Raw genomic sequence first — 18,772 nt, 5'->3', positions numbered from 1 at the left:
CTGGGCCGTCACAGCGGGAGGCGGTAGGTGCCGTCCTCCAGGACCTCGGCCAGCCCGTCGGCGACCAGGCCGTCAAGGGCGCGTTCGCGCTGCGGGGCGTCGCCCCAGACGGCGTCGAGGGCCGCCTTGGGGACCGGGCCGTGCGCCTGGCGTAGGACGGCCAGGAGCCGGCCGCGGCACTGGCGATCGGTGCCGGCGTAGCTCTGGCCCTTGCGCGCGGGTCCGTCGTAGGCGGGCTTGCCCGCCAGCCGCCAGGCGCACAGGTCGCTGATCGGGCATTCGGCGCAGCGGGCGGTGCGGGCCGTGCAGACCAGGGCGCCGAGTTCCATCACCGCGACGGCCCAGACGGGGGCGTCCTCGGGTCCGGGCAGGAGCGAGGCGGCGAGCGCGCGCTCGGCGGCGGTGGTGGCCTTCGGCGGGTACTCCTCGCCGGAGACGGCACGGGCCAGGACCCTGCGCACGTTGGTGTCGAGCACGGCATGGCGGCCCTTGAAGGCGAAGCTGGCCACCGCGGCCGCGGTGTACTCGCCGACGCCGGGGAGGGCCAGCAGGGCGGCGTGGTCGGAGGGCACCTCGCCGCCGTGGCGGTCGACGATCGCCCGGGCGCAGGCGTGCAGGTTGAGCGCGCGGCGCGGGTAGCCGAGCCGGCCCCAGTGGCGTACGGCCTCGCCGGGCGGCTCGGCGGCCAGCGCGGCGGGCGTGGGCCAGCGTTCCATCCACTCGGCCCAGACGGGAAGCACCCGGGCCACCGGCGTCTGCTGCAGCATGATCTCGCTCACCAGGATCGACCAGGCGGTGGCGCCGGAGGCGCGCCACGGGAGGTCGCGGGCGTTTGCGGCATACCAGGTGAGGATGGGGTCGAGGAGAGGATTGGCCTTGGGCACCTCTTGACGATAGTGCGGGATACCCCCAGCTTCGCCCTCCGAAACGGTATAGGGCGCGGCGGGTCGTCCCTTGTGGCGGAACATGAATCTCCATACTGTGCGCATGGATCCGGACACGTTCCGCAGCGATATCGGAGTGGACGTCTACTGGCGGCGACGGCTGACCGCGCTCATCGCCGTTCTCGTCGTGGTCGCCGTCGTGGCGTGGGCCTGCTCGTCGTCGAGCGGGCCGCAGAACTCCTCCACGCCGCAGGCGGCGGGCGAATCGCCTGCACCGGGAGGGTTGCTGGCCGGGCTGCCCACGGTCACCGTCACCCCGGCGGTTCCACCGGCCGCCGCCCCGGCGTCGCACTCCCCGACGCCCACGCCCAAGCCGGCCAAGCCCACTCCCCGGCCCAAACGGCCGGGCGACGCCTGCGACACCGCCGACCTCGTGCTGAGCCTGCAGGGGGAGGGAGAGGTCTACGGTGCCCCCGACCGGCCCCGCTTCGTCCTCACGCTGGTGAACACCGGCAAGGTGATGTGCACGACCGACGTGGGCCCCCGGACGCTCGAGATCCGCATCACCTCCGGTGACGACCGGGTCTGGTCGTCCGCCGACTGCGTGAGCGGCGAGACCGACGACCTGCACAGGCTCGAACGCGGCATCCCGTACGTCCAGGTGACCGAGTGGGACCGTCACCGATCCGGATCCGACTGCCGGGCCAAGCGCGCCGCGGCCCGGCCCGGCACCTACGTGGCCGTGGTCCAGGCGCCGGGCATGAAGAGCAGGAAAGTGGTCTTCCACCTCCGCTGACCGCGCCACCGGGTCGTCCCCGGAACCCGGACCCGCCCGGAACCGGGCTCAGGAGGCCAGCTCCCCGAGCATCTCCCTGATCTGCGCGGAGCGGGACTGGTCGATCATGCGGGCAAGCTGCTTGACCCTGGGGTGCCTGCCCGTGCGGATCTCGGTGCGGGCCATCTCGACGGCGTTGTGCTGGTGGGCGACCAGCACGTTGAGGAACCTGGCGTCGAACTCGGCGCCGGTCAGCTTCGCCAGCTCGGTGATCTCCTCCGGGCGCGTGGCGTGCAGGCCGCCGTGGGCGTCGTGGGCGCCCGCCTCCGCGGTCAGGGGCTGCTTCCAGCCCTCCAGCCAGCGGGTCATGACCGCGGCCTCGTCTCCCTGGGTGGCCCCGACCGCCGCGGCCAGCGTCCGCACCGAGTCCCGCGCGGAGCGGGTCCCGGCGAGGGCGGCCATCTCCATGCCCTGGCGGTGGTGCGGGATCATCATCTGCAGGAACATCACGTCGGCGTCGTTGAAGGCGCCGGACGAGGCGGATGCGGGCGCGGCGGAGCCCTCCGGGACGGGTTCGGAGGCTCGCGCGGCGGAGCCTTCCGCCGTGCGCGCGGTGTGCCCGCCGTGTGAGCCGTGCGAGGTGGCTCCGGCGGCTCCGCAGGCGGGGAGCGCCAGCACGCTCACGGCGGCGAGGGCGAGGGCGAGGCGTTTCATGGAGGTCGCTTTTCTCGGTCGGCGTGCGTGGACCCGGAGGGGGATCGCGGGCGCCGCGCCGCTCGGGCGCGGCGCCCGTCAGCGGGTCAGGCCTTCTGCCAGAGGGCGGGGACCTTCGGCGGCTCCCAGCCCGGGTAGGCGGTGTGCGCCTGGATGCACCGGTAGCGCACGCCGTTGTAGGTGACGGTCGAGCCGATCGCGTACTTGGTGTACAGCTTCCAGGTCCCCGCCGGGGCGGTCGGGGCCGTCGGAGCCGGGGTGGGGGTCTTGGTGGGCGCGGGAGCCGGGGTCTTGGTGGGGGCGGGCGTGGGAGTGGGGGCCGGAGCCCCGCCGCCGGCGCCGACCTGGAGGTCGATGCAGTTGTAGAAGGCCATGGGGGTGTCGGCGATGTTCCAGACGGCCAGGACCTTCTGCCGTCCGCTGTAGCCGGCCAGGTTCACGTTGTGCGTCACCGTCGCGCCGGGCCGGCGGCCCTGGTCGTTGAAGGTCGCGATGAGCTTGTTGCCGATGTAGTACTCCCAGGTGCTGGTGGAGTGGCGCGCGGTCAGCACCCAGTTGAAGTTGACGCTGGTGCCGACGGAGGTGGCGGGCCAGTTCCTGCTCTCGTCGCTGAGCTGGGCGAACTGGGACAGGCCCGCGTGGCAGTTGCGCTGACCCTTGGGGCCTTCCACGCTCTGAGGCTCGTACTGGACGGGGCCGCAGTTGGCGACCTTCCCCTGGGCGCACAGGGCCTGGCGGCTCGGCGGCGACGACACGTAGCCGTGCGCCATGGCGGGGGACGCGGAGAACACCGTGGCACCGAAAGTGACCGACGCCATCGCGGTGAGCGTGACTGTCCTTCTCATGCGCTGTTCCTTGCTGTGGATTATTTGAGGGGAAATGCTCTTCCCGTTTATTCGAATGGCTTCGGATTCTTTTTCCGTGGCCTTTTCGGGTGTGCGGCCCTCCGGGGCGGCGGGCCGGGAGGGCCACAGATCCGTAAGAGGAGCCGCCTGTGCGGGACCCCGCTGGCGTCACCGCAGGACGAGAGGCATTCCTGCGGCTGGGCGGGCGGTCCCGACGAGTCGCCGGCGGCAGGCTGCGAACGGGCTCGGCACGGTCTTCCTCTCGGGGCGGACGGCTGCCGGGGCGTTCGGCGGTACGGCGAGGCGGTGGGGGCGGCTCACGGTCGGGGCGACTCCTTCATGCTGCGGGAAGCTGAAATTTTTATATCAGCGATAAGCGCACGAGAGCCTTATGGGAAACTTAAACCTTGTTTAGAGTCGTCATAACGGAAATGGCGGTGGTGGTGTGTTCCGCCATTGCCGGTCCGGTCCTCCGGCAGGGTTCTCAGGGGGTGTCCGCCGTCACGACGGGTTCCTGCGGGTAGTCCTTCAGGGTGATCTCGTTGTGCAGTCGCAGGCCCCTGCCGCCGAGACCGGCGAGAGCCCGGGCGGCCGGTGCGGGGATACGGGTGATCATCCGGGTCCCCTGGATCAGGCCCCACAGGTTCAGGCGGGTGGCGGGGATGAGCTGCCTGGCGGCACTGACGGCGAAGGCGCGGTTGCGCCGTACGTACTCGCCGATCCGGTGCTCGTAGGCGGGGAACGCGCGGGCGTGGTCACCGCCGGCCTCGGCCAGCTCGCCGGCCAGGACGTAGGCGCCGAAGACGGCCAGACTGGTGCTGCCGCCGACGGCGGGTCCCGGGCAGTAGCCGGCATCGCCGACCAGGCTCACCCGCCCCCGGGACCAGGTGTCCATGCGCAGCTGGGTGATCGAGTCGAAGTAGAACGCCGATGCGCCATCCATCTCCCGGTCCAGCAGGCGGGGCACCTCCCAGCCCAGCCCGGCGAAGTGCCGGCGGAGCAGTTCCTTCTGCCGGTCGACGTCGCGGTGGTGGTAGTCGAGTTCGGCGGCGGGCCGGAACATGAAGACCGCACGGGCGTCGTCCATGTGCGCCCCGCCGTAGACGCCCACCACCCTGTTCACCCCCACGATCCCGTCCATGCGGTCGCGCAGGCCCAGGTAGTTGGGGATCGACATGACCGCCAGGTAGGCGCCGATCCAGGTGGCGTACCGCGACTCGGGACCGAAGGCGAGGCGCCGGACGGTGGAGTGCAGTCCGTCGGCCCCGATCACCAGGTCGAACCTGCGGTCGGGCGACTGCTCGAAGGCGACGTCGACGCCTCCGGCGTCCTCGGCCATGGCGGTGATGGAGTCGCCGAAGAGGTACTCCACGTCGTGGCGGGTGGCGTCGTAGAAGATCTCGCTCAGGTCGTCGCGCATGATCTCGACGTGTCGGTCGGACACGGCGCGCATCAGCCTGCTGACCCGCACCCGGTGGATGCGGTCGCTGTTCTCGGGGCGGATCGTGAGCCACTCGGTGCCGGTCTTCCCGGCCTGGACCGGTTCGATCAGGCCCATCCTGTCGACGACGTCCATGGCCGGGCGGAACAGGTCGACCGCGTGGCCGCCGGCTTTGCGCAGGGCCGGCGCCCGCTCGACCACGGTGACGGTGAAGCCGTACCGGTTGAGCCAGTAGGCCAGGACGGGTCCGGCGACGCTGGCGCCGGAAATGAGGATGCGCACGGGCGGCCTCCTTACTTAACGGAAGGTCGGCTACTTACTGAACGATAGGTAAGCATGATTCGCGACCGGGCGCAACGGCCTACTTAACGATAGGTAAGGGCTACTCTTGTCCCATGGCGAGGCCTTCGGACACCAAGACGCGCATCCAGGCGGTGGCCCGCGAGCTCTTCCTGGAGCAGGGGGTGCACAACACCAGCCTGAAGCACATCGCCGACCGGCTCGGCATCACCAAACCGGCCCTCTACTACCACTTCGAGTCGAGAGACGACCTGCTCAAAAGCATCGTCCAGCCGTTCCTCGACGAGTTGGAGTCGTTCCTGACCGAGTGCGAGTCCACCGACCGGCGGCAACTCCTCGAGGACTACCTCGGCCTCATCTGGCGTCACCGCGAGGTGTTCATGGTCTTCCTGCAGGCCTCCGCCGCGCTGGTCGAGCTCAACCTGATCGGCCGGATGCTGGAGGGGCGCAAGCGGCTGACCGAGCTCCTGCTCGGCCCCGCCCCCTCCGCCGCCGAGCGGATCCGTGCGACCGTGGCGCTCGGCGGCCTGTCGGACTGCGCGATGGAGTATGCAGCCCTCCCGTTCGACGAGGTCAGGGCCGTCGCGGTGGAAGCCGCGCTGAACGCGCTCAACGACTGAGGACGCGTCCGGGAGGCGGTCACGGAGCTCGGCGGGCCCGGTCGTCAGACGTAGCGCTCCAGGATGGACGACTCGGCCATCCGGGAGAGCCCTTCGCGGATGTGGCGGGCCCGGGTCTCACCGACCCCGCCCACCTCCTGGAGGTCGTGGGTGCTGGCGGCCAGGAGCTTCTGGAGCCCGGAGAACTGCTCCACCAGGCGGTCGACGACGGTGGCGGGCAGGCGTGGAACCTTGGCCAGCAGGCGGTAGCCCCGGGGGCTCACCTGGGCGTCCAGCGCGTCGGGACCCGAGTGGCCCAAGACCTGGGCCACCTGGGACAGGTCGAGCAGCCCGGCGGGGGAGAGCTGGTCGAGCTCGTGCAGGGCCTCGGAGAGCCTGCGCACGCGGCGGCCGGCCGTGGGGAGGTAGTCGCGCACGACGAGCTCGCGGTCGGTCTCCGTCCCGGCGACCAGCTCGTCCAGCTGGAGGGAGAGCAGGCGGCCGTCGGTGCCGAGCTCGATGACGTAGCCCGCGATCTCGTCGGCGATGCGGCGGACCATCTCCAGCCGCTGGACGACCACCGCGACGTCGCGGACCGTCACGAGGTCCTCGATCTCCAGCGTCGACAGCGTGCCGGAGACCTCGTCCAGGCGCAGCTTGTAGCGCTCCAGGGTGGCCAGCGCCTGGTTGGCCTTGGACAGGATCGCCGCCGACTCCTCCAGGACGTAGCGGATGCCGTCGAGGTAGAGGGCGATGATCCGCATGGACTTGCTGAGGGAGATGACGGGGAAGGACGTCTGCACCGCGACCCGCTGGGCGGTGCGGTGCCGGGTCCCGGACTCGTCGGTCGGGATGGATGGGTCGGGCATCAGGTGCACGGCCGCCCGCACGATCCTGTGGTCGTCGCAGCTCAGCACGATGGCGCCGTCCATCTTCGCCAGCTCGCGCAGCCGCGTCGCGGAGAACTCGACGTCCAGCTCGAAACCGCCGCTGCAGATCTTCTCGACCGTGCTGTCGTAGCCCAGCACGATCAGGCCGCCGGTGTGCCCGCGAAGGATGCGCTCCAGCCCGTCGCGGAGCGCGGTTCCCGGTGCGACCGAGGCCAGAACGGCTCTTCGACGCTCGTCAAGCCCCTTGTAAATCGTTGCCACATGACCCCCGTGGTCTGCGTCGGAGTCCGTTCGCGAACAGGGGCGCACGACCGGACTCTGGGCCCAGCTTACCGGTGGCGGCCCCGCGGGGCCCGGGACCGAGGGAAGATCGCCCCGAGGCGCACCGCCGTACGGAGCCTCAGGTGACGTGGGTCAGCGCGTCCCAGACGTTCTCCGCCTCGACGACGTCGAAGCCGGGGGCGAAACTCGCCGCGTGGCCGTTGACCCGGACCAGGGAGCCCCCGCCCCGGCCCTTGCCGACGTCGAGGGAGCCCATCGGCACCAGGGCGCGGGTGAAGCCCAGCCGGGCCGCCTCCGAGAGGCGGCGGCGCACGTCGCGCACCGGGCGGAGCTCCCCTGCCAGGCCGACCTCGCCCAGCACGACCAGCCCGGGCGGGAGCGCCCGGTCGCCGGCCGCGCTGGCCACCGCGAGCATCACCGACAGGTCGATCGCCGGGTCGCTGAGCTTGATGCCGCCCACGGTCGCGGTGAACACGTCGCAGCCGCCGAGCTTGGCGTTGAGCCGCCGCTCCAGCACCGCCAGAACCATCGTCACCCGGTAGGGGTCGAGCCCGGAGGAGGAGCGCCGGGGCTGCTGGGCCTCGGTCCGCGCGACCAGCGCCTGGACCTCGGCGGGGAGCGGGCGGGTGCCCTCCATGGTGACCGTGACGCAGGTGCCGGGGACCGGCTCGGTGCGGTGGGAGACGAACAGGCCGCTGGCGTCCGTGATGCCCTCGATGCCGCCCTCGTGCAGGTCGAAGCAGCCGACCTCGTCGACCGGGCCGTACCGGTTCTTGACCGCGCGGACCATGCGGAGCCGGGAGTGGCGGTCACCCTCGAAGTGGAGCACCACGTCGACGAGGTGCTCCAGCGTCCGGGGGCCGGCGATCGAGCCCTCCTTGGTGACGTGGCCGACCAGGACGGTGGACATGCCGCGCTCCTTGGCCATCCGGACGAGGTTGCCGGCGACCTCCCTGACCTGGGTGACCCCGCCTGGCACGCCGGTCGCCTGGGCGGAGCCGATCGTCTGCACCGAGTCGACGACGAGCAGGCCGGGCTGGACCTTCTCCACGTGGGTCACCAGCGCGCTCAGGTCGGTCTCCGCCGCGAGGTAGAGGGCGTCGTGGATCGCGCCAATCCGGTCGGCCCTGACCCGGACCTGGGCGGCCGATTCCTCGCCCGTCACGTAGAGCACGGTCTGCTGGTTGGCGATCTTGGAGGCCGCCTCCAGGAGGAGCGTGGACTTGCCGATGCCGGGCTCCCCGGCCAGCAGCACGACCGCGCCGGGCACCAGGCCGCCGCCGAGCACCCGGTCGAGCTCGGGCACCCCGGTGCTGCGCGCGTGCGCGACCTCGGCCTTGACCTGACCGATCGGGACCGCCGGAGCCGAGACCGCCCCGCCGGTGGCCACGGTCACGCCGGAGCGGGCCGATTCCTCCTCGACCGTTCCCCACGCCTGGCACTCGCCGCAGCGTCCCACCCACTTGGCGGTCTGCCAACCGCACTCACCGCAGCGATAGCCGACCTTCTTCGCCATGGCCGCACGCTACAGGCCCGCACCGACAACTTTCACCCGCCCGCGGCATGCCGCGGGCGGGCGGCCGGTCCCGGCGGGGACGCTCCTAGATGTGGCCTTCGAGGTCGGCCAGGAGCAGGCGCTTGGGCTTGGCGCCCTTGATCTGCTGGACGACCTCGCCGTTCTTGTAGAGGTTGAGCGTCGGCAGGCCGAGGACCCCGTACCGGCTGGAGATCTCCGGGTAGTCGTCGGCGTTCAGCTTGGCGATCGTGAGACGGTCGCCGTACTCGGCCTCGATCTCCTCCAGGACCGGCGCGATCATCCGGCACGGGCCGCACCACTCGGCCCAGAAGTCCACCAGGACGGGCTTGTCGCTGCCGAGCACCTGCTCGGCGAAGTTGTCGGCGGTCAGTGTGATCATTCGTCTTCCTGCTCTCTCGGTAGGCATCCGGGGCAGGCCGTGGTGAGCTGCGCGGCCACCTCGGCCCGGCGGGCCAGCAGGGTGCGGATCTCGTCGTCGATCTCGGTCAGCTTCCGCCGGTAGACCGCGACCGACTCCGGGCACGAGCCGCCCGACGCGTGCCCGGCCCGCAGGCAGGCCACGAACGGCCTGGCGTCCTCCAGGGTGAACCCCACCGTGAGCAGCGAGCGGATCTCGGCGACGAGCCTGAGGTCCTCCTCGCCGTACTCCCGGTAGCCGTTGGCCGCCCGCCGCGCGGTGATCAGCCCCTGCTGCTCGTAGTAGCGCAGCGCCCTGGTGCTGATTCCCGCCCGCCGCGCGAGCTCGCCGATTCGCATCCGGCCCTCCTTACGCGGTCACCGTAATCGTTGACGTCAACGTCAAGGTCAAGCCCGGACCGGATGTTCCGCGCCGGGGCGGGCCGTCCGGAGCCGGAGGACCGGGCCGTGCACCGGGAGGCCGTGCACCGGGAGGCCGTCATCCGCCGGGGACGCCGCCCTGCGGCGGATGCGGGGCGCGGCGCGGCGTGATGATCTAGGATCGTTCGTTCATCTGTTGTTCATCATTGTTCAGGGGGCCGGACGTGTACCGCGACATCGTCGAGTTCGCCCGGGACACGCCCGCGTGGCTGCACGCCTTCGCCGAGACCGGCACCGACGCGGGGCTGCTCGTCTTCGCGGGGCTGTTCGTCCTGGCCTGGTGGCGGGCCCGGCGGCGGTCGCCGCGCGAAACGGCGCTGGCCCTGCTCGGCCCGGTGGCCGTGGTCCTCGTCTACCTGCTCAGCGAGGTCGTCAAGATCCTCGTCCGGGAGGACCGGCCGTGCCGGGGACTGGAGACCATCGCGGCCTGTCCGGAGGTCGGGGACTGGTCCTTCCCGAGCAACCACTCGGTGATCGCCGCGGCGGCGGCCGGCACCCTCGTCCTCGCCTGGCGCGCGCTGGCCCCCTTCGTGCTGCCGCTGGCCGTGCTGATGGCCTTCTCCCGCGTGTTCGTCGGCGTGCACTACCCGCACGACGTCGCGGCCGGTTTCCTGATGGGCGCGACCCTGGCTCCGCTGGTCGTCCTGCTCCTGATCGGAGCGGTCACGCCGTTGGTCCGCCGGTTGGGCCTCTCCCGGGCGTCCTGACCGCGGAGCCGGAGGCGGTCGTCAGAAGAGCCTCCAGCGCAGGAGGTTGGGATAGGCGATCTCCAGGCCGGGGGTCTCGGCGATGGCGCGCTCGGCGACGGCGGGGGCGAACTCGATGCGCAGGACGGCCTCCAGGTCGGCGCGGCGGTCGAAGGACATGCGCAGGTCGAGTCGCTGGGTGCTCCAGCCCTGGCGGGACCAGAAGCTCTCCACGGACCTGGTGGAGTAGGCCGGGAGGGACTGGCTGAACCAGCGGCCGAAGGCGCCGCGGGTGGGGTCGATGTCGATGACGAAGGCCGCGCCGCCGTGCCGCAGGAGCCGGGAGAGCTCGGCCAGGCCGGGCTCGCAGCCGGGGCCGAAGAAGTAGGCCCAGCGGGCGACGGCGACGTCCACCGAGGCGTCGGGGAGCGGTACGGCCTGCGCGGTGGCGGCGTGGACCTCCACGTTGGGCAGGGCGCGGCAGCGGCGCCTGGCGAGCTCGACCAGGTCGTTGTGCGGCTCGACGCCGATCACCCGGGCCGCCGTGGCGGACATCGGGGGGAGGTGGTAGCCGGTGCCGCAGCCGATGTCGAGGACCGTCGCGCCGGTCCACGGGCGGATGGCGGCCATCGCGGCCTCGGCCCGGCCTTCGGGGTCGACCGCCCGGTTCTCCAGTTCGTAGACGTGGGGGGCGTTCCAGATGTTGGGGCTGGGGATGGCCCCTTTCACGAACCGCGGCATCCTTCCACCGTAGCCAGGGAATCCGGGTGGGCGGACGGGTGTGATGTCTGACGCACGGGGGTGGCCGCAAGCCATTCCGTTCCGGACACGCTTAGTCTGACACTGTGAGGGATCGAAGCGAGCGAGCCGGCGGGCACCGAGGCGGTCGCGGTCGCGGAGGCGAATGCGGGGAGTGGCGATGAGCGTCATCCGGGTGCCCAGCGCGAAGATCGCGCTGTCCACTGCGTCGGTCTATCCGGAGCGCACTCCGGACGCCTTCGAGCTGGCGGCGCGCCTGGGCTACGACGGCGTGGAGATCATGGTGGGCGCCGACCCCGTCAGCCAGGACATCGACGTGCTCGAGCGGCTGGTGGACCACTACCAGCTCCCGATTCTGGCCATCCACGCGCCCTGCCTGCTGGTCACGCAGCGGGTGTGGGGCAAGGACCCGTGGGCGAAGCTGAAGCGCGCCCAGGCCGCCGCCGAGCGGGTCGGCGCGAAGACGGTGGTGGTGCATCCGCCGTTCCGCTGGCAGCGCGACTACGCCCGCGACTTCGAGGTCGGTCTGGCCAGGATGCGCGAGGAGACCGATGTGATCTTCGCGGTGGAGAACATGTTCCCGTTGCGGGCCCGGGGCAACAAGGTCGTGCCCTACTCCCCCGACTGGAATCCCGTCGACTACGACTTCCCGCAGGTCACCCTGGACCTGTCGCACACGGCGGTCTCGGGGTCCGACGCCTGGGAGATGTTCACCAAGCTCGGCGACCGCCTCGCCCACCTGCACCTGGCCGACGGGGTGGGCATCCCCAACCGCGACGAGCACCTGGTCCCCGGGCGGGGCAACCAGCCGTGCGCGCCGATCCTGGAGCGGATGGCGGCCAACGGCTTCGGCGGGCTGGTCGTGCTGGAGATCAACACGCGCAAGGCGGCCAGCCGCACCGAGCGGGTCGACGACCTGGCCGAGGCCCTGGCCTTCGCCCGCCTGCACCTCGCGGCCTCGGCCAACGCGTGACCGCGGCGGGGCGGCGGCGGCCGGGGCGCAGGCCGGGGTCGGCTGACACGCGCGGGGAGATCATGGCGGCGGCGCGCAAGACGTTCGCCGAGCGGGGGTTCGACAAGGCGACGATCCGGGGCATCGCCGGGGAGGCGGGAGTGGACCCGGCGCTGGTCCACCACTACTTCGCCAGCAAGGAGGGCCTGTTCGTCGCGGCGATGGAGCTGCCGGTCGACCCGGAGGCGGTCGTCTCCCTGCTCCTGGCGGGACCGCGCGAGGAGGCGGGCGAGCGGCTGGTCCGGTTGATCCTCACGATCACCTCCGACGCCCAGGCCCGGCAGCCGGTGCTGGCGCTGGTGCGCACGGCGATGACCAACGAGCGGGTCGTCGGCATGATGCGGGAGTTCATGACGCACGCGCTGCTGGGGAAGGTGGCCCAGGCGCTGGGGGTCTCACCGCTCCGGATGGAGGCGGCGTTCGCGCAGATGTTCGGCGTGGTCCTGGTGCGCTACGTGATCCGGCTCGAACCGCTCGCCTCGGCCGAGCTGGAGGAGCTGGTCGCGCTGCTCGCCCCCACGATCCAGCGCTACGTGGACGGGTCCTGACGACCGCCTGACCGGGTCTCCGGCGATTCGAAGCGTCTAGAGCATTGTTCCGGAGCATTACTTAACCATATGGTGACCACGGTCACCGCGGGTCCCCTCCCGGGCAGAAGTTACCCATGGGTAGGATTCGGGGCGACCCCTTGTCACCGTGGATGACCGGCGGTCGTACGCTGGCAGCCAACGCCGTCTGTGGGAGGACCCGTGCTCTGGGTAGCCATCATCGGGCTCGTCATGACAGTCGTCGCGCTCGCGCTCGCCGCGCGCCGCGTCCTGTTCCTGTACAAGCTCGCCGTCATCGGCCCGCCAGCCCCCGAGCGGATCGAGTACGCCAGGAACAACATCGGTGCCGAGGTCAAGGCCCAGCTCGTCGAGGTCTTCGGGCAGAAGAAGCTGCTGAAGTGGACGCCCTCCGGCGTCGCGCACTTCTTCGTCATGTGGGCGTTCTTCATCCTCATCACGGTCTACGTGGAGGCGTACGGCGCGCTGATCCAGGGCGCGATCACCGGCAAGCCGGACTTCCACATCCCGATCATCGGCACCTGGCCGGTCCTGGGCTTCCTGCAGGACTTCATCGCCGTCGCCTGCCTCCTGGGCCTGGTCGCCTTCACGGTCATCCGGATCAAGAACTCCCCGAAGAAGCTCGGCCGCGGCTCCCGCTTCTCCGGCTCGCACCTGGGCGGCGCCTGGCTCGTCCTGTTCATGATCTTCAATGTGATCTGGACGCTGTTCCTCGCCCGCGCCGCGGCGGTCAACACCGGCAACTTCCCCTACGAGTCGGGGGCCTTCGCCTCCGAGGCGGTCGCCTCGATCCTGCCGACCAGCACCCTGCTGGAGGAGATCGGCCTGCTCCTGCACATCGGCGTCATGCTGGTGTTCTCGGTCATCGTGGTGAACTCCAAGCACCTGCACATCTTCACCGCGCCGCTGAACGTGCTCTTCTCCCGCCGCCCCGACGCCCTCGGCGCGGCGCAGGAGATGCGGATCGACGGCAAGGTCGTCGACTTCGAGGACGAGGACCTCGACGGCGACAGGCTGGGCCGCGGCAAGATCGAGGAGACCACCTGGAAGGGCTTCCTCGACTTCTACACCTGCACCGAGTGCGGCCGCTGCCAGTCGCAGTGCCCGGCGTGGAACACCGACAAGCCGCTCTCGCCGAAGATGCTCATCCTGGACCAGCGCGACCACGCCTTCGCGGTCGCGCCGTACCTGATGATGAGCGAGGAGCAGCGCGCCCACGCCGGTCAGGACGTGCTGGCCCTGCTGGAGAAGCCGCTGGTCGGCGAGGACGGCGTCATCCACCCGGACGTGCTGTGGTCCTGCACCAACTGCGGCGCCTGCGTCGAGCAGTGCCCGGTGGACATCGAGCACATCGACCACATCCTCGACATGCGCCGCTACCAGGTGATGGTGGAGTCGAACTTCCCGTCCGAGGCCGGCGTCATGGTCAAGAACCTGGAGAACAAGGGCAACCCGTGGGGCATGTCCGAGATGAAGCGGGCCGACTGGATCGAGGAGCTCGACTTCGAGGTCCAGCTCATCGACGAGAAGATGCCCGAGGACACCGAGTACCTGTTCTGGGTGGGCTGCGCCGGCGCGCTGGAGGACCGGGCCAAGAAGACCACCAAGGCCGTCGCCGAGCTGCTGCACATCGCGGACGTGAAGTTCGCGGTGCTCGGCCCGATGGAGGCCTGCACCGGTGACCCGGCCCGCCGCCTGGGCATGGAGTTCCTCTTCAACATGCTGGCCCAGCAGAACATCGAGACGCTGAACGAGGCCGGGGTCAAGAAGATCGTCGCGACCTGCCCGCACTGCTTCAACACCCTCGCCAACGAGTACCCGCAGCTCGGCGGGACCTACGAGGTCGTGCACCACACCCAGCTCCTGGCCAAGCTGGTCGACGAGGGCAGGCTGGTCCCGGTCACGCCGATCGAGGAGAAGATCACCTACCACGACCCGTGCTTCCTCGGCCGCCACAACAAGGTGTACTCCCAGCCCCGCGACATCATGGCCAAGGTGCCCGGCGTCAAGACCCAGGAGATGCACCGCCACAAGGACCGCGGCTTCTGCTGCGGCGCCGGCGGCGCGCGGATGTGGATGGAGGAGCGGCTCGGCAAGCGCATCAACACCGAGCGCGTGGACGAGGCACTGACCACCGACCCGGACACCATCTCCACCGCCTGCCCGTTCTGCCTGGTCATGCTGGGTGACTCGATCAACGAGAAGAAGAACTCGGGCGAGGCCAAGGAGACGCTGGAGGTCGTGGACGTCTCCCAACTCCTGATCAAGTCCATCAAGGGCGAGCCGGTCGAGGCGTCCTGATCCGGCGGCCGGGAGCGCCGGCCGCGCGTCAGGTACGGCCCGCGCTTGCGGGCCGTACCTGACTTTCGTCAGATCTGCTTGAAAAGGACGCCAGGTCCGAAACTCTTCCTTCTGATTACGGAAAAATCACGGTAACCTCAACGTCGCGTAGCTCATTCGACGGGGAGGGGGCTGGCGGTGCGTGTCGTCGTCACTGATGCCGAGGTCACCTTGGCCGACGTCCTGTCCCTTCGGCTGGCAGTCGACGACCCCCTCACCGAGGGCGCGGAGCTGACCCTGCGCCACCGGGCCACCTCCGAGGAGCGCCGGGTGGCGCTGGGAGGCTCGGGCACGCAGGTCCGCGACACGACGCTCGCGATCTCCCTGACCCCGCTGGAACTCGGCCCGGGCCGCTGGGACGCCTACCTGACGCAGGACGGCCGCCGGACCCGGCTGCGCAGCGTCGACCCGGGCTTCTCCCTCGACCGCCTCGACGCCTACGCGCTGAGCCGCCGCGCGCTGGCCTACCGGGCCTACCGGACCCGCAACGGCTTCCTCGCCCTGAAGATCGACGAGGTGGAGCCGGCCGCCGAGGTCCGCGCGGTCTGGTTCAGGGAGGGCCGCTTCGAGGTCACCGGGCTGCTCGCCTTCACCGGACTCGACGACGACGAGTCCCGGCACGAGGCCCGCCTGGCGCTGCGCCGCAGCGGGAACGGGAACGGGAGCCATGCGGAGCTGACCGCCGCGGCCACGGTCCAGGGGGTGCGCTTCCACGCCGCGCTCTCCCTGTGCGACGTGGTGGGCGCCGCCCCCGAGCAGCCGGGCACCTGGGAACCCACGCTGGAGGTGGACGGCCTGGCCGAGCCGCTCCGCCTGGGCTCGCGCCTGGACGACGTGGACGGCAAGCGCCGCCGCCTGCACTACCCGGCCGCCCGGATCGACGGGGTGCCGATCAGGCCCCGCTACACCGCCGACGACGCGCTCATGATCGAGGTGGGTGGGTGAGGATCTGCCTGCTCGTCCCCTCGGCGTACGGCATGCGCGGTGACGTCCGCTCCGCCATCAACCTCGCGGGAGAGCTGGCGCGGCGGCACGAGGTCGAGATCCTCAGCGTCCGCCGGCACAAGGACAGGCCGTTCTTCCCGGTGGACTCGGACGTGCGGCTCTCCTGGGTGGTCGACGCCAGGCCCGGGGTGCGCCACCTGCTGCCCCAGGGGCAGATACGGACCGAGGTCGCCCTGTGGCGGCGGCTGCGCACGCTCCAGGCCGACGCCCTGATCACCACCAGGCCGGGGCTGGGCGTGCAGGCCGCCCGGCACGCCCCGCGCGAGACGGTGCGGATCGCACGCGAATGGGGCCGCCCGCCGGTGCCGGGGCCGATCAGGAGGTTCTACCCGAGGCTGAACGCGGTGGCCGTCGCCACCGAGACCGGCAGGCAGGAGTGGGAGCGCCTGCTCGACGGAGGCGCCCCGGTCCAGTTGATCCCCGACGCCCTGCCCCGGGGGCCGTGGCCGCGCTCCCGGATGGACAACCGCATCGTCGCCGCCGGAGGCCGATGGGTGCCGGTGAAGGCGTACGACCGGCTGATCCGCGCGTTCGCCGTCATCGCCGACAAGCGTCCTGACTGGCGGCTGCGGTTGTACGGCGGCGGCCCCGAGGAGAAGCGCCTGCGGGCCCTGGTGACGGGACTGAATCTGCACAACCACGTCTATTTCATGGGCACGACCCCCGATCTGGCGGGTGAGTTCGCCAAGGCGTCGATCGTGGCGGTGACGTCACGGGCCGAGGTGCTCGGGATGACCGTGATCGAGGCGATGGCCAGCGGGGTGCCGGTGGTCGGATTCGACAGCTCGCGCGGTCCGGGAGAGTTCGTGGCGGACGGCAGCAGCGGGGTTCTCGTCCCCGAGGGGGAGGACGAGATCGAGGCGTACGCCGCGGCGCTGCTCGCGCTCATCGACGACGAGCACCGGCGCCGGAAGCTCGCGGCCGGTGCGCTCGCCGCCGCGGCCGCGTACGAGGCCCCTTCGGTGGCCGAACGATGGGAGAAACTGATCGCGGCCACCTCCGGCCGTCCCTGACGCGGGTACCTTTGGGTCATGCATGGGTACAGCGGAGACAAGCAGGCCTATCTCACCCGTTTGCGGCGGATCGAGGGGCAGATCAGGGGCCTGCAGCGGATGGTCGAAGAGGATGCCTACTGCATCGACGTGCTGACGCAGGTGTCGGCCGCGACGCGGGCGCTCCAGGCGGTGGCGCTCGGCCTGCTGGAGGACCACATCGGGCACTGCGTCGCCGACGCCATCAACACCGGCGGTCCGGAGGCGGAGGAGAAGGTCAAGGAGGCCTCGGCGGCGATCGCCCGGCTCGTCCGTTCGTGATCCTGATCGTCCGTCCGGTCATGACTAGTCACCAACCGGCCTTTTCGAACCACGTCCCGGACCCCTTGGCGGGAGTCCGGGACTAGCTCGTATGGTTTCGCAACCGCTTCAGCAGGTCGCCGAAGCGCTCAATCCGAGCGCGTTGTCGAGCTCCGCCAAGGTCAGAGGCCGTTCGCTGTCGGCGACGGCGGTAAGCACCTCGGCATAGAGCGCGATCTCGTCCAACGCGACACGGTCGTGGACCCTGAGGTCCAACTCATCGTGCCCCACCGCGTCGTCCTTCCTTCCGCAGCCCACACCCACTTCGAGGTTACGGTGGAGGTTCTTTCGTGCCCATGGCCCATCGGGACCATTCGGTACGACCTCGCCGTGCACCCTGAAGGATCATTTCCCGAATGGGAGATCACAATTCAGCTAATTATCCGGCGCTGATGGGGATAGAAGGATATAGGGGTAGTAAGGATGAAATAACTGGATTTGTGGTTTAAGTCTTCTTTGGTGTGTCAGAAGTGGCGCGGATAGGTCTCCGATGAGCCTGGGACGGGGTCGTCCCGCTCGTGGGCCAGGCGGTGCACGAGCGCCGAGGCCGTCGCGAAGCCCCGCTCCGGCACCCCGGTCCCGGTCAGGCGGCACCAGGCGAGCCCGGTGGCGTAGGCGGTGCCCAGCAGCGCGGCCGCCGACGCCCGATCCGGCGGATGCAGGGCCGAGGGCAGCGTGGAGGGCGAGCCGGCGGGCGGCGCGAGGGGTTCCGGGGAAGGCGCCGACGAGGAGGACGCGGAGTCGCGGGAGCGCGGCCAGCAGCGCCGCAACGGGTGCGCGGGATCGGTGAGCACGTCGTGGAAGGCGTGGCGGAGCTCGGGCTCCAGCCACGCGTACAGCCGCTCGGCCGCCCGCGGGGCGTGCGCCGCGACGTCGGCCGCGAGCAGCGAGGCCGCCACCGCCCGGGGATCGGCCCCCTTGGCGGAGAGGAAGCCCAGGGCCTGCACGAAGTCGTAGACGGCGTGCTGGAAGTGCTCTCCGGGAGAGGACTCGGCCAGCGTCACATGAGGCGGGCAGCGCGACAGCCACGCCTGCCGTACCGCCTCGTCGTCCCGGTGGGCGGCGGGGACGTCCTGCCCGGTCCGCTGGAGGACCGGTGCGAGCATCGCGGGCAGCGCGTCGGCCCGTGGCCGGAACCGGGGGTCGTCGCGGACGGCGTGGGCGGTGTCGGCCATCAGCGCGACCAGCCGCCGCCCCGCCTCGGGATGGCCCGCCCTGACCCGCTCGCCGTACAGGGCGGCCAGGTCGTCGAGGGGGACCGGGGGGAGCCAGCGGACCCACTCGTCACCCGGGAGCGGGCGGGCCAGGAACTCCCCGAACATCGACAGCAGCACCTCGTTGCCGTCGAAGGCCGGGGCGTAGGCGCACCACATGAGCGTGCCCCAGATCGCGGCGATCGGGCTGGCGACCTCCCCGGCGAAGACCTCGGCGAACGCGCCGTGCAGCGGGAAGTCCTCCCGGCGCCTGCCGCGCTGGGAGACGACCAGCGCGCGGACCCGTTCGGTGACCTCCTGCGGCACGTCCGGGCCGACGAACCCCTGGACCGACCCGCGGTCCGCGGTGAAGTCGGGGCCGGCCGGCACCAGGTGCGGAAGGACCACGGAGGTGGCGTGTACGACGTGGGCCGCGGCGCGGAGGCCCGTGTCCGCGGGGGGCGGGGAGAGCTGCCAGCGGCCGTCGGCGGGGTCCTGCCGGTACCACCGGGCGTGCGCGCCGAACAGCCACCGCCCGCCGTCCGGCGTGGCCAGCATGCGCAGGGCGACGGCGTGGGCGCGCGCGGACAGCGGAAGAGCCGGCCACCGGGGGTCGGCGACCATGGCGCGCACGTCGCTCTCGATGGCGTCGAAACCGTCCCACTGCCGCACGGCGGTCATGTTACTCACGGCCCCGTCCGCGGGCGGGGAACGACGGACGGCCCCGTCCGGTGCGGACGGGCCCCGCGCCGCCG

19 protein-coding genes are annotated in these 18,772 nt (G+C 71.1%); 9 read left to right on the top strand and 10 right to left on the bottom strand.

Annotated features, from left to right (window positions below):
- Positions 1-8 precede the first annotated feature (8 nt).
- Positions 9-884, bottom strand: a complete 876-nt coding sequence (locus HS041_RS03025) for an HhH-GPD family protein (protein WP_307845148.1) — start codon at positions 882-884, stop codon at positions 9-11.
- Positions 885-987: 103 nt separating this feature from the next.
- Here HS041_RS03025 and HS041_RS03020 point away from each other — a divergent pair, with 103 nt between their 5' ends.
- Positions 988-1,680 (top strand): hypothetical protein, encoded by a 693-nt coding sequence (locus HS041_RS03020; RefSeq protein ID WP_196438991.1) that lies wholly within the window; start codon positions 988-990, stop codon positions 1,678-1,680.
- A 48-nt stretch (positions 1,681-1,728) separates the two neighbouring features.
- On the opposite strand, the gene HS041_RS03015 is transcribed toward HS041_RS03020, so the two are convergent.
- The 3 genes from HS041_RS03015 to HS041_RS03005 form a co-directional block, all read right to left on the bottom strand.
- Entirely contained in the window at positions 1,729-2,373 is a 645-nt protein-coding gene (locus tag HS041_RS03015; protein WP_196438990.1) for a DUF305 domain-containing protein, read from the bottom strand.
- Between the two features lie 86 nt (positions 2,374-2,459).
- The gene (locus HS041_RS03010) at positions 2,460-3,218 is read right to left on the bottom strand and encodes a lytic polysaccharide monooxygenase (RefSeq protein ID WP_196438989.1); all 759 of its coding nucleotides are present in this window, start codon (positions 3,216-3,218) and stop codon (positions 2,460-2,462) included.
- A gap of 484 nt (positions 3,219-3,702) precedes the next feature.
- Positions 3,703-4,941 (bottom strand): FAD-dependent monooxygenase, encoded by a 1,239-nt coding sequence (locus HS041_RS03005; protein ID WP_196438988.1) that lies wholly within the window; start codon positions 4,939-4,941, stop codon positions 3,703-3,705.
- 113 nt (positions 4,942-5,054) lie between these two features.
- Here HS041_RS03005 and HS041_RS03000 point away from each other — a divergent pair, with 113 nt between their 5' ends.
- The gene (locus HS041_RS03000) at positions 5,055-5,579 is read left to right on the top strand and encodes a TetR/AcrR family transcriptional regulator (protein ID WP_196438987.1); all 525 of its coding nucleotides are present in this window, start codon (positions 5,055-5,057) and stop codon (positions 5,577-5,579) included.
- A 44-nt stretch (positions 5,580-5,623) separates the two neighbouring features.
- Here HS041_RS03000 and disA read toward each other — a convergent pair whose 3' ends face one another.
- From disA to HS041_RS02980, 4 genes are all read right to left on the bottom strand, one after another.
- Positions 5,624-6,709 (bottom strand): DNA integrity scanning diadenylate cyclase DisA, encoded by a 1,086-nt coding sequence (gene disA, locus HS041_RS02995; protein ID WP_196438986.1) that lies wholly within the window; start codon positions 6,707-6,709, stop codon positions 5,624-5,626.
- A 139-nt stretch (positions 6,710-6,848) separates the two neighbouring features.
- A complete protein-coding gene (gene radA / locus HS041_RS02990) occupies positions 6,849-8,246 on the bottom strand; it encodes a DNA repair protein RadA (RefSeq protein WP_196438985.1) in 1,398 nt (465 codons plus the stop codon).
- Positions 8,247-8,331: 85 nt separating this feature from the next.
- A complete protein-coding gene (gene trxA, locus HS041_RS02985) occupies positions 8,332-8,646 on the bottom strand; it encodes a thioredoxin (RefSeq protein ID WP_196438984.1) in 315 nt (104 codons plus the stop codon).
- Positions 8,643-9,023, bottom strand: coding sequence for a MerR family transcriptional regulator (locus HS041_RS02980; protein WP_196438983.1), 381 nt, complete (start codon positions 9,021-9,023; stop codon positions 8,643-8,645). The genes trxA and HS041_RS02980 overlap by 4 nt, the downstream gene beginning before the upstream one ends.
- A 245-nt stretch (positions 9,024-9,268) precedes the next feature.
- Here HS041_RS02980 and HS041_RS02975 point away from each other — a divergent pair, with 245 nt between their 5' ends.
- Positions 9,269-9,811 (top strand): phosphatase PAP2 family protein, encoded by a 543-nt coding sequence (locus tag HS041_RS02975; RefSeq protein WP_196438982.1) that lies wholly within the window; start codon positions 9,269-9,271, stop codon positions 9,809-9,811.
- A 21-nt stretch (positions 9,812-9,832) separates the two neighbouring features.
- On the opposite strand, the gene HS041_RS02970 is transcribed toward HS041_RS02975, so the two are convergent.
- Positions 9,833-10,531, bottom strand: a complete 699-nt coding sequence (locus HS041_RS02970) for a class I SAM-dependent methyltransferase (protein ID WP_196438981.1) — start codon at positions 10,529-10,531, stop codon at positions 9,833-9,835.
- Positions 10,532-10,709: 178 nt separating this feature from the next.
- On the opposite strand from HS041_RS02970, the gene HS041_RS02965 reads away from it, so the two are divergent.
- The 6 genes from HS041_RS02965 to HS041_RS02940 all read left to right on the top strand — a co-directional run bounded on the left by HS041_RS02965 (position 10,710) and on the right by HS041_RS02940 (position 16,785).
- Positions 10,710-11,522 carry a sugar phosphate isomerase/epimerase family protein gene (locus HS041_RS02965; protein ID WP_196438980.1) on the top strand — a complete coding sequence of 271 codons (813 nt, stop codon included), beginning with the start codon at positions 10,710-10,712 and terminating at the stop codon, positions 11,520-11,522.
- 62 nt (positions 11,523-11,584) lie between these two features.
- On the top strand, positions 11,585-12,109 hold the full coding sequence (locus HS041_RS02960; protein ID WP_196438979.1) for a TetR/AcrR family transcriptional regulator: 525 nt from the start codon (positions 11,585-11,587) through the stop codon (positions 12,107-12,109).
- A gap of 201 nt (positions 12,110-12,310) precedes the next feature.
- Entirely contained in the window at positions 12,311-14,428 is a 2,118-nt protein-coding gene (locus HS041_RS02955; RefSeq protein WP_196438978.1) for a (Fe-S)-binding protein, read from the top strand.
- 177 nt (positions 14,429-14,605) lie between these two features.
- Positions 14,606-15,412: a hypothetical protein gene (locus HS041_RS02950; protein WP_196438977.1), complete on the top strand. Its 807-nt coding sequence runs from the start codon at positions 14,606-14,608 to the stop codon at positions 15,410-15,412.
- Positions 15,409-16,485 (top strand): glycosyltransferase, encoded by a 1,077-nt coding sequence (locus HS041_RS02945; protein WP_196438976.1) that lies wholly within the window; start codon positions 15,409-15,411, stop codon positions 16,483-16,485. Before HS041_RS02950 ends, HS041_RS02945 begins: the two co-directional genes overlap by 4 nt.
- 18 nt (positions 16,486-16,503) lie before the next feature.
- A complete protein-coding gene (locus HS041_RS02940; RefSeq protein WP_089210077.1) occupies positions 16,504-16,785 on the top strand; it encodes a metal-sensitive transcriptional regulator in 282 nt (93 codons plus the stop codon).
- A gap of 503 nt (positions 16,786-17,288) precedes the next feature.
- Here HS041_RS02940 and HS041_RS02935 read toward each other — a convergent pair.
- Positions 17,289-18,698, bottom strand: a complete 1,410-nt coding sequence (locus HS041_RS02935; RefSeq protein WP_196440738.1) for a hypothetical protein — start codon at positions 18,696-18,698, stop codon at positions 17,289-17,291.
- Between the last annotated feature and the right edge of the window lie 74 nt (positions 18,699-18,772).

Origin of the sequence: Planomonospora sp. ID67723 (assembly GCF_015711605.1) — a bacterium.
Classification (GTDB): Bacteria; Actinomycetota; Actinomycetes; order Streptosporangiales; family Streptosporangiaceae; genus Planomonospora_A.
The sequence above is the reverse complement of the archived record's forward strand: the minus strand, read 5'-3'. Positions and strand labels throughout refer to the sequence as shown.